The following is an 11185-nucleotide window of genomic DNA, read 5'->3' on the forward strand; positions in this document are numbered from 1 at the left end:
TGCGGGTGACTGAAGAGTGCGTTGGATAAAGTTGACCCATTTGTGGCGAAGTCCCTTTCGTTCACTGACAGGAAGAAGGAAATCCATAGGGGGCTTTTGATTGCGGTTACTAACAGATGCCGCAGGTCAATGTTTGGTCGGATGGAAATCCTCGGGGGCAAGGCGCACGGTTTCATTTTCGGACGCCTGCACACTTTTAGAAAGGCCGCCGTAAGTAACTTTAAAGGCAGGCTGCGCATGTTTGCCGGGATGGATAGTCGTATTTTTCAGCTTCCCGTTTTCCCACTCGATATCGACGGTATAGTCGCCCCGGGCGCGCAGGCCTTTGACGTGGCCATCAGGCCAGTAGCTGGATGGGAGCGCGGGCAGCAACTTGATCTCGTTGTTGTGACTGTGAAGCAGCATTTCAGCGACGGCTGCCGCAGCGCCGAAGTTGCCGTCGATCTGAAAGGGTGGGTGTGTATCCCAAAGATTATCCAAGGTCGATTTTACAAGAATGGCGTGCAGATTTTCGTAAGCTTTTTCGGCGTCACTGAGACGCGCCATCATGCCGATCGTCCATGCGCGGCTCCAACCGGTGTGAGCGCCACCATTTTGAAGGCGATATTCTATGCTCGCGAGCACCGCATCACGCATCTTCTGGTCTTCGTCGAGGTTGATCTGGTTCCCGGGATAGGCGCCGATGACGTGTGAGATGTGGCGGTGGCCCGGTTCCTTTTCACCAAACGGCATTCTCCATTCCATGAGGCGTCCGTCTTCGGCGATACGGGGCTGATAGACTTTGGGGATCAATGTTTGAATCTCCTTAACGTAGGCATCATCTTCTTTGCCCAGAGCGGTCGCTGCCTCAACATAGTCCTGAAAGACCTGCAGGATCATGAACTGGTCGAAGCTGCAGCCGGAGGAGAGCTGGCCGGCGATTTGTTCGCCCTGGTCGTTGGTATAAAGAAAGATATTCTCCGGCGATGGCGTAGGACGGGAGATCAAGCTGCCGTCGGGCCCCGGAATGAGCCAGGATTCGATAAATTCGGTCGAAGCCGTGAGAATGTCCCAATTCTCTTCAAGGACCGCCTTGTCACGATTGAAGCGGTAGTGTTCCAAAATGTGAAAGGTCAGCCATTGACCGCCGAACATCGAACCGCCCCAACGTGCCTGGGTTGCCATGGGTTTGGCGTATCCCCAAAGGTCGGTGGCGTGCGGCATGCACCAACCTTTCATGCCCATGCGCTCGGCCATTTCCCGGCCGCGGGGTTGAAAGGTGCGTATCAGGTGAAAAAGCGCCTTATGCATTTCCGACAGGTTGGTGGTTTCGGCCAGCCAGTAATTCATCTGCAAATTAATGTTCAGGTGGTAGTCCGAGTTCCACGGTGCCTTCATGTGTGGATTCCAAATCCCTTGCAAATTCGCGGGAAAGCTGTCGGGACGAGAACTGGCGATCAATAGGTAACGTCCAAACTGGAAATAGCTCTCAATCAGGTCGGGGTCGTCATGGGCGCCTTCTTTGAGCCGATTGAGTCGCTCGCCCGTAGTAAGGGACAGTAGGGAAGGGTCTGTGGTGCCAAGGTCGATTTTTACTCGATGGAAATATTTTTGGTGATCGGCGACCGCTTTCGAAGCGAGTGTTGATAGATTTCGCCCCTCTACGGCGTCGAGATCTTCAAGTGCTTTTGCCTCCCATCCTTCTGGCAGAGTCGTTCCGGGAGCATTACGATCCACATCGGTAGCTACTGAGAGCATCAAAGTGATCTCCCGGCTATCAGTGATCAGGAGGTTTTCTTTCTCCTGGCTGATTTGTCCGTCGGCCCTCGCGCGGGTACGGCTGACAAACTTCGTGCCCTTCGGGCCACTGGCCTGCTTCCTCAAGACCAAGTCACCTCCCTCAGTCGTTGCACCTTCCATCCCAACCTGCAGCGATATAGGTTGGTTCGCCGTTACGTGCACCAATACAAGATCATCCGGGTGGCTGGCCAGAACTTGCTGGGTGATGACCGTACCGTCCTTCAACTCGTAGCGGTTGCTCGCAATGCCGGTATGTAGGTTGAGTTCTCGTTCCACGCCGGATAAATCCGAGTCTGCCGGATACATTAAATTCAACCAGCCGACCAGTTGGTAGCTGTTGGGCCGCCTGCCGTCCTGAAGATATTCCTCGAAATAGCGGTCGGCCTCATGATATTTGCCCTCCGCATCGAGTTTCCGGATTTTTTCGAGATGCTCGTCGGCGTCCTTCCGGATTTTCATTTCCCCTGCGTTGGCCCAGATGGTTTCTTCGTTGATCAGTATCTTCTCGGTGGGGTAGGTGCCCCAGGGCATGGCGCCGAGGCGACCGCTGCCGACAGGGAAGGCGAGGTCCCACTTTTCGGCAGGACCATCGTCGCGAATGATCAGCGATGAGGGCGCGGCTGCACTAATGGAGATGACAAGCGCAGGCAAAGCTATGATTAGAAATGACGAACGTTTCATTTTAATTAGGTATGGTTAACTCTATTATACAGTGTTCCTTCGACTCACCCGGCTCAGCGTTTTGCGGAGGAATATCTCATGCTCGGACCGACTCAAATTTTGACCTTTTTGAGCTCCTGAAGCCCTTTGTGGATACGATTGAAAATGGTCAGAATACAGAGCATGGACAGCACAATTAACAATGGGTTCATCCATTCGATAGTGTTAGGAACGAACGCGGCGATTAACATGTAAGCGCCGATCACAAACGCGCGGTCGCTCTTGCCCATTGGCCCGTCGTAGCGACGCGATGCGCCAATACCCGCCGCCGTTAAGCCGGTAACTTCTGTGGTCACTGCCAATGTCGTAAATATCGCTGCCAGCCCCATCGAGGCTGTCGCCAGCATCCCAAGGGCAAGATAGAGCGCTGCATCGGATAACACATCGCAGAGTTCATTCAAAAAGGCCCCAAGATGGCTCTTCTGTCCGCATTCGCGGGCCAGCATCCCATCCATTGCATTGAGCGCCATGCGGATAAAAAGCAACAGGGGGTAGGCCAGATAGGCGAGGCGGCTGGCGGGCACGAAAGCCAACCACAGGCCGACGAGCAGTGATAGAAAAAACGCGAAGAGAGTTACGGCATTTGCCGTGATGCCTGCTCCTGCGAGTTGACGCACGAGTGGGCGAAGTAAATTTTGAAATCCTGTTTTGAGTTGATAGACGCTGACCATCTTAGCCTCCGTAGTAGAAGATAACGATGCGGTAGAAAACAGGTGCGGCCAAACACAGTGAATCGATCCGGTCCATAACACCGCCATGCCCTGGAATCATGGTGCCGAAATCTTTTATTCCACGATCCCGCTTGATTGCAGACATAACAATGCCACCGAGAAAGCCCATGATGCAGAGAACCAGCGAGATAAACCATGCAGCAAGCGGAGAAAAAGGGGTGGCCCACCAAAGGAGGGCACCGATGGCAGAGGTTGTGAGAACCCCGCCAAGCAAACCCTCGACTGTTTTGTTCGGGCTGAGCTTTTCCGAGATAGGCGTTTTACCGATGGACTTGCCCCAGACATACTGAAGCACGTCCGAGAGCTGCACAATCAGAACCATGAAGAAGAGAAGTTTCATGTTTTCTCCCTCATAACCCGGGATGTCGATGAGGAGCAGGGACGGACCTTGGCTCACAAAATAGACACAGATCATAAGCCCCCATTGTGTGCGGGCCGTGCGGGCCAGAAAGTCGGTGGTATCTTCGGCCAACGCGGCCCGGATCGGGATAAACATAAAGGCATAGACCGGAATGAAGATCCAGGACATGACTTCCAACTCCAACGCGATACAAAGATACTGTGCCGGTAGAATAAAAAAGAACGACCAACACAGGGCCCGATGATCCCCGCCACGTGTCGGTGTCATGGTCAGGAATTCACGCAGCGCCTGAAAGGAGATGGCGGCAAAAATGACAACGGTTCCAATTTTGCCCACAAGCATGGCGACTGCCAGCACAAGAACCATGGCCCACCAAGCATAAATCCGGGCCATCAGGTTTTGGTAGAAGGTGCCGTGGCCAGTGGGATCGAGTTTGGTTCGAAACGCTTTGGCGATGGCATGCGCTGCGCCAAGGATAACTACAGTGCCTCCGATCAGAAAAAGCAGTTCGATGTCAATTAGAGTCTGCATGGGCTCTCTGGGTGGGGTTCGGGTTCAGGTCGATGAGCGCCTTTCGTGTTCGTTGCAAAAAGTCCTCTTTTGTCTCTTCAGGCCCGAGGTAGATCGGATCTCCGATGTAGAGCATGGCAACCAATGGCAACGGAAAGCGCTCACCCTTTGGGAGGATACGAAACAGATTTTCGAGGTAAACGGGAACGAAGGCCAACTGCCTGTCACTGCTTGCGAGGTGGTGTATGCCTGGCTTGAATTCCCCGATCTCTCCGGACAAACTGCGCGTGCCTTCCGGGAAGATAATCAGGGAGGAACCTTCGCTCAGCGCTTGTTCCATTTTTTGGATTGGATTGTTTTCCCTATTCACCGCCTTGCGCGCAATTAAGATGGCTTGAAAAATTTTGAGTGAGAGGAATCGTCTCAGTTTGCCTTTCGACCAATAATCTTCGGCGGCAAGCGGACGCAGATTTGCGCGGATCTTCTTCGGGAGTGCCGCCCAGATTACGGGAAAGTCGAGATTGCTTGTGTGGTTGGAATAGAAGACCACTGGACGATTGAAATGATGTTCAGGAAAGCTGCGAACGATGCAGCCGCAAAGAACGCGTATGGCGTAGGCGATACAGTTGGATAGACGCGAAGAACTCACGACGAGGATTGAATTTCTTCTTCCTTTTCCGCAACAGAAACGGAAAATATTCCGAATGTGTCCGGCTCGGTTCTGAATTTCTTCAGCCCGACCCGGTGCACGAGTTCATCCATCTCGGCCTGCGTGCGGCGCCGCATAATCCAGGGCTTGCCGTCCCGGTTATCGCATGTGCGCGCGATGGTCTCGATCTGGGGGTGCCAGGGCTGGCTGGTGTAGATGAGGCTGCCGCCTTCTTTCAATGCTCCTGCTGCACCAGCGAGAGAGTCCTGAATAAGCGAATTCTGTGGAAACAGTTCGTAAAGCCCTGAGACGATGACGATGTCCGGTTTTGGCGATTGTTTGAGAAGTGCCTCGCGGTCAAAGGCATCACCGACTCTGTATTCGACGCCCTCGATGCCCAGCTTGGCAGCCAGCTTCGTGCCGGCTTCGACGTTGTGCGGGGTGTTATCCTGCAAGCGTGCGGTGATTTTGATATCCGGATTCGCTTTGATGGCATCGAGCACATAACGGCCGCAGCCGGTTGCGATATCGAGGATGTGAATGGATTCGCCCGATTGCGCCCGTTTTCGAATCTCATCGCTGAGGCATCTTTGCAGATTAACGCCGCGCTCCCGAATGCCGCGCCAACCAATAGCGTTGAGGTAGCCCCGGTCGATCATACGCCCGAGGATAGAGGTGCCCCGCGCCCGATTTTCGTAGACGTAGTCCAGAGAGGTGCCGGAATCGAAACCGGTTTCACAGCCGATTTTGACTCCCTTGCTCAGTCGTCCGATGCTTCGGAGAAAGCTTCGTTGCACGCCGAAATAGACTTTCTTCCACAGCGGTGGGGCGCAGCGGAGAAAATCGTATTCCCTTTGAGTGAAACTGCTCCGGTCGGCCTCAATGAGATGCTCTCGTTCCACGGGCTTCTCGAATGCGTCGAGGATGAAACGCCTTGCCTCAGCCATCGGTTCGGCCCGGTTCTTTTCATAGAGGATGGCATGGAAGAATCCGGGATACATTTTCAGCGTTTTCACCGCCGATGACAGACGCTCAAAGAATTTTCTCTGAGCGGCGTTTTTCACGACCCAGTCGTCTCCTGCAGTCAACACAAGCGTGGGCGTTTCAATGGCACCCGCATCATCAATGATACGGGTTGCGGTGTCATATAGTCCGAGTAGCACTTTGACGGAAATATCCCGGGTGATGAGGGCATCCGCATCGTAACCTTTTGCCTGCTCCGGATCGTGAGTCAGCATCTTGGATTTTACATAACTGCTGATCTTGGCCTCCGGCATGACTTTCAGAAGGAGACGCAGCCCGGGAATCGCGAGGGGAACGTAGAGTCGTATCCGGAATGCCGGAGCCGCCAGAACCATCGCCCGGATACGGGGTGCGTAATCGTGCACCCAGGCACTGGTTGTCACTGCGCCCACACTGTTCGCCAGAATGGCAATGTTCTCAATGGGGATGTTGTGCTGTTGAGAGATGAAGTTGACGAAAGCATTCAAGTCCTTGACCAAATGGTAGTAGCTCTCGGCAAATCCGCGCTTGCCCGGTGAGTGGCCGTGGCCGCGGGCATCCCAACTGAAGGCCCGGAAATCCGTGAGGCCAAGGTCCTTCACCTGCTGCTCCGCCCTGCCGGAATGTTCGTGCCCCCGGTGGACAATAATGATGGCTTTGTCGCTTGGGGCCTTTGGTTCCCATGAGCGAAAAAAGAGCTCCGTGCCGTCCCAACTTGTGAAATTCCCTTCCGATTTCTCCCATTCGCTCATGAGCCAATCGTTTTATCTGCAGGGCATGTCTAGGCAAATCAAATCAGGTGGCGTAGCCAAGTTCTTCAAACCATTTCGACCATTTGTTTTTTACCAAGGCTGCTTCTTCAGCCGATAGGGAATGAGGGTTTTTCACATAGCCTTCTGTCGCTTTTAAGTGGGCCTTGATAGCTGGTTCAGCTTCGCTGTGTCCGGAAAGGCCTGTATCTTGATAGACCTTGCCAATCGTATCCAGCGGGTTTGCTTCCAAATCCTCAAAGCGCAGTTCGGCGAAGTTGTCAGATGGGATGGCGGGGGCTTGCTCCGTGTATGCTTCCATCAAGAGGGGGTAAGTTGCGAGCACGTGCTCGACGATAGCGTTACGGCTTACCCGGTGGAACCCCCATTCCTTTTGCGCCTCATAGTAGAGATGAACGGTGGATCTAAAGACCTGATACGGATCGCGCTTGATATGGATGAACTTCGCGTCAGGGAAAAGTTCGAGTAGTATTCCTATGCGGGCGGTGTTGGCGGGGTTCTTCAATAGGAAGCGCTTCTGCTCCTTTACGAGTGATACCTTCTTCAGAAACCAAAGATAATCGCGGCGCCATTGTTCGATGAGTTCCGGCTTATTGCCATCGAACAAAATAGAATCACGAAAAATACGTTCGTTCCCTTTTGGGAAAAAGGAGACATGGTAGAACGAGAGTGGACTGGTGCTGACCAGAGCCAATTCTTCCTCCCATGCCGAACCCGCCGCCACGGCTACGTTGTCCATTAAACGCTTTTCCGGAATGGACTTTTCGAAACCTTTCTGGATGCGTTTCCCAAGGGTGAGAAAATCGTGAGGCATGGCGGCTTCTCTCAGAGTTACCGAAGCAAACTGGGGGTCCATGCTCAGCAGATTTTGCAGGTGGGTGGTTCCGCTGCGCCAGTGGCCGATAACAAACACCGGGCTTTTCGGGAGTGCCTGATGCTGAATGGCATTCCCATACTTCAGCGATTCATACCAGAAGACAGGCTGTCTCAGAAGGCAGATGCCGCCGACGCCTAAAAAACGGGGGATGTAGCGGGGCTCACACCCATAACGCGCGAACATCTTTACGAGGTTCGAAAAACTGCTGGAACTCAGCGGATGTGTCAGGACGGATGGCATCTGGCTGCGTAACGCTCGATAGTGGCTTTGGCTTCGGGGCGGATGACAATGTTGTGCCGCGCCCGTCGAAGCAGTTCAATCGCTTCTGCGGGATTATGGGCATGGCCGGCCATGATGAGATAACTCCCGGCGACAGCCGCAGTTCTTGAGTAGCCTATTTTACAGTGTATATAAACGCTGCCATGCTTCATCTGCCGGTCAATAAATTCGAGTGCAGAGTCGAGCGCCCCGTCTGAAGGTGCCGTTAAGTCGAGTATGGGAACGCTTAGGTAATCCATTTCCGTTAGTAAGCGAGGTTCGGAGAATTCAGAAGTCAGGTCGAGAATCGCAGTCACGCCTGCCTCTTTAAGCAACGGTGCTTCACCCGCATCAAGCTGCCTTCCAATCAACAGGCCTTCAAGAAGTGGGTTCCACGGGTCACAGGTTTTCGCGTAAGCCCTTCGTGACAGTTCGTGGCCTTTTAGCGTGAAAAAATGTAGGCCCTTAGCCCATCTTGCATGCTGCCCGGACTGTTTGGCATAAACACGATGCCCAATCGAAAAATACCCTACAGCAACCAGCGCAAGTGATGAAGCTGGCCAGAGTAGGACGTAGCCCCAAGGCCTGCTAAAACATGCCAGAGCGATCAGAGCCACCGTGCCAGCGAAATAGTAGGTGCCGACGCGAGGGTTCATATTAACAAGCGATTAGGCGGTCAACTCTTCCGGTTCGTCCTGTTCAATACGAAGATTTTCGATGATGAACTCCTGACGGTCCGGGGTATTTTTGCCCATGTAGAAGGCGAGCAGGTCTTTCGTGGTCATGCCTTTTGGAATGATCACCGGATCGAGGCGGATGTTCTTGCCGATGAAGTGCTGGAATTCATCAGGCGAGATTTCACCGAGACCCTTGAAGCGTGTGATTTCAGGCTTTGGTGAGAGGTCGTTAATCGCTTTTCGGCGTTCTTCATCGCTGTAGCAGTAACGAGTCTCCTTCTTGTTACGCACCCGAAAGAGGGGGGTCTGCAGGATGTGAAGGTGACCCTGCTTGATGAGTTCGGGAAAGAACTGGAGAAAGAAGGTGATCAAGAGCAGTCGGATGTGCATGCCGTCGACGTCGGCATCGGTCGCGATGACCACGTTGTTGTAGCGCAGTCCGTCGAGGCCGTCCTCGATATTGAGCGCGTCCTGTAGCAGGTTGAATTCTTCGTTCTCGTAGACGACCTTCTTGGTCAAACCGAAGGAATTGAGAGGTTTGCCTTTGAGCGAGAAGACCGCCTGTGAGTTGACATCACGAGCCTTGGTGATGGAGCCGGAAGCGGAGTCACCCTCGGTGATGAACAAGGTCGAATCGAGGCGTCCGTTCTTCTTGGTGTCCAGGTGCACGCGGCAGTCGCGTAGCTTTTTGTTGTGCACCTTGTTTTTGCGGGCGCGCTCGCGGGCCAGCTTCTGGATGCCCTTTAGCTCCTTGCGGTTGCGCTCGGAGTCCTGGATTTTGGAAAGCAGAATCTTGGCGGTCTCCGGTTCGCGGTGCAGGTAGTTGTCCAGGGCCTGCTTGATGAAGTTGTTCATGAAGGTCCGCACGGTCGGGCCTTTGGGCCCCATTTCCTGGGAACCGAGCTTGGTCTTGGTCTGCGACTCGAAGACGGGATCTTCCACCTTGATCGAGACGGCGGCACAGATGGAAGTGCGGATGTCGACCGCGTCGAAGTCCTTTTTGTAGAAATCCTTAATCGTTTTGGCCAGGGCTTCCCGGAAGGCATTCAGGTGGGTGCCCCCCATGGTGGTGTGTTGTCCGTTGACGAATGAGTAGTAGTCCTCGCCGTAGGTCTCGTTGTGGGTGAAGGCGATTTCGATGTCCTTGTCGGCGAGGTGAACGATCGGGTAGAGCGGGTCGCCGTCCAGTTTGTTCTCGAGCAGGTCCCGAAGCCCGTTGTCGGATTTAAACTTCTTGCCGTTGTAGACGATGGTCAGCCCGCTGTTGAGGTAGGCGTAGTTCCAGAGCATGTCTTCCACGAAATCGTCCCGGAAACGGATTTTGCCGAAAATATCGGGATCCGGATCGAAGCGCAGGGACGTGCCGGCTTTGGCATCCTTGGCGGCCTTGTCCTTCTTGTCCTCGTTGGTGACCTCACCCCGGACGAACTCGACGGCCCGGGTTTTGCCCTCGCGAAAGGCCTCGATACGGAATTCCGAGGAGAGGGCGTTGACCGCCTTGATGCCGACACCATTCAGGCCGACGGACTTTTTGAAGGCCTCGGAGTCGTATTTCGCACCGGTATTGATCTTGGAGGCGCAGTCCTTGAGTTTGCCGAGCGGTATGCCGCGGCCAAAGTCGCGCACGAAGACGTGGGTGCCGTCGATGTTGACCTCAATGGTCTTGCCGTGGCCCATGACAAATTCGTCGATCGAGTTGTCGATGACTTCCTTGAGGAGGATGTAGATACCGTCGTCCGGCGAGGAGCCGTCGCCCAGCTTCCCGATATACATGCCCGGGCGCAGGCGGATGTGCTCCTTCCAGTCGAGGGACTTGATGTTATCTTCGGTATAATCAGCAGACATTTCTGGCGTGTGAAGGTGTGTAAGTATGAAGGTGACGGGTTATTTCGTCAGCGGCTCGCCCATATTCATGAGCGGGAGGGGCGTGGGGGACTCTCCATTGAGAAAGTAGATCTTTGACGATTTATCCTGAGAGATGGATTTGAGGGCCTCCAATGCTTGAATTTGTACATAGGCCGGGTTTTTGGCGATGGCATCGTTGAGTTTTGTGATCTCGTAGGCTTGGGCGTCGGCCAGAGTGCGGCGTTTCTCTGCTTCCAGCTCGGCAGCGGTTTTTTCTGCCTCGGCCTGAGCAATCTTCTGTTGTTGTTCCGTGCGGAAGCGTTCCAGTTCGGCCTTTTGTTTTTCCACTTCCTGCTCCCGCTCCTTTTTGGATTCGATGGCCCGCGTAATAAATGGCGGCAGGCTGATGTCGCGAATCAGGATATCCAGGCAGATGATCCCGCGCGGTTCGAGGTAGTCGCGCATGGCCTGGAAAATTGCGGTTTGGAGGTTTTCCTGCGTCTCCTGGAGAAAGAAGTCTTCGGCCCGGACAATGCTCTTGCCCTGCTCGCGGACGACCGAACGAAGTTTCGGTTGAATTTGGACACGAACCGCATCCTCAAAGGTGCCGGTTTCCTGTAGCATACGGGGAGCATCTTCCCCGTTAATTCGGAATTTTATGCTGACATCCACAGTAGTAGTCAGTTGGTCCTGACTGGGAACACCAGCGGTTTCCTTGAGTTCTTTTTCCCGTATATCGTAAAAAGTGAACTCGTAGAGGGGATTGACGGGGATGTGTAGGCCCTCCTCATAGGGCTGGTCCTGAACTTGCCCGAAGAGCGTGGCGACTGCGACGTGGCCGGCGGGAACACTCACGAAGAAGCGCGTGCTCGCCAGAACCAGGATCGCAATGATGATAACAACGACGGTTGTGAGGACGGTTTGTTTGTTCATGGTGGCCGAGGTTGTCGCGTGTTTATTCTGTGTCACTCAGAAAGTGAATTGAACTTGAGCGAAAACCGTGCAG

The 11185-nt window shown here is 53.9% G+C and carries 9 protein-coding genes; all 9 read right to left on the reverse strand.

Annotated features, from left to right (window positions below; genetic code table 11):
- Positions 1-126 precede the first annotated feature (126 nt).
- Positions 127-2460 (reverse strand): glycoside hydrolase family 95 protein, encoded by a 2334-nt coding sequence (locus DDZ13_RS03135; RefSeq protein WP_110129975.1) that lies wholly within the window; start codon positions 2458-2460, stop codon positions 127-129.
- A gap of 92 nt (positions 2461-2552) precedes the next feature.
- Positions 2553-3170, reverse strand: coding sequence for a CDP-alcohol phosphatidyltransferase family protein (locus DDZ13_RS03140; protein WP_110129976.1), 618 nt, complete (start codon positions 3168-3170; stop codon positions 2553-2555).
- 1 nt (position 3171) lies between these two features.
- Positions 3172-4122, reverse strand: a complete 951-nt coding sequence (locus DDZ13_RS03145) for a phosphatidate cytidylyltransferase (RefSeq protein ID WP_110129977.1) — start codon at positions 4120-4122, stop codon at positions 3172-3174.
- Positions 4106-4750, reverse strand: a complete 645-nt coding sequence (locus DDZ13_RS03150; RefSeq protein WP_158279762.1) for a lysophospholipid acyltransferase family protein — start codon at positions 4748-4750, stop codon at positions 4106-4108. Before DDZ13_RS03150 ends, DDZ13_RS03145 begins: the two co-directional genes overlap by 17 nt.
- Positions 4747-6504, reverse strand: coding sequence for a bifunctional alpha/beta hydrolase/class I SAM-dependent methyltransferase (locus DDZ13_RS03155; RefSeq protein ID WP_110129979.1), 1758 nt, complete (start codon positions 6502-6504; stop codon positions 4747-4749). Before DDZ13_RS03155 ends, DDZ13_RS03150 begins: the two co-directional genes overlap by 4 nt.
- Before the next feature lie 43 nt (positions 6505-6547).
- Positions 6548-7639: a sulfotransferase family protein gene (locus tag DDZ13_RS03160; protein ID WP_110129980.1), complete on the reverse strand. Its 1092-nt coding sequence runs from the start codon at positions 7637-7639 to the stop codon at positions 6548-6550.
- Complete coding sequence (locus tag DDZ13_RS03165; protein ID WP_110129981.1) at positions 7624-8313, reverse strand: dual specificity protein phosphatase family protein; 690 nt, start codon at positions 8311-8313, stop codon at positions 7624-7626. The genes DDZ13_RS03160 and DDZ13_RS03165 overlap by 16 nt, the downstream gene beginning before the upstream one ends.
- Positions 8314-8325: 12 nt before the next feature.
- The gene (locus tag DDZ13_RS03170; RefSeq protein ID WP_110129982.1) at positions 8326-10179 is read right to left on the reverse strand and encodes a DNA topoisomerase IV subunit B; all 1854 of its coding nucleotides are present in this window, start codon (positions 10177-10179) and stop codon (positions 8326-8328) included.
- A 39-nt stretch (positions 10180-10218) separates the two neighbouring features.
- Complete coding sequence (locus DDZ13_RS03175) at positions 10219-11112, reverse strand: prohibitin family protein (RefSeq protein WP_110130267.1); 894 nt, start codon at positions 11110-11112, stop codon at positions 10219-10221.
- Between the last annotated feature and the right edge of the window lie 73 nt (positions 11113-11185).

This window comes from Coraliomargarita sinensis (genome assembly GCF_003185655.1).
Taxonomy (GTDB): Bacteria; Verrucomicrobiota; Verrucomicrobiia; order Opitutales; family Coraliomargaritaceae; genus Coraliomargarita_B; species Coraliomargarita_B sinensis.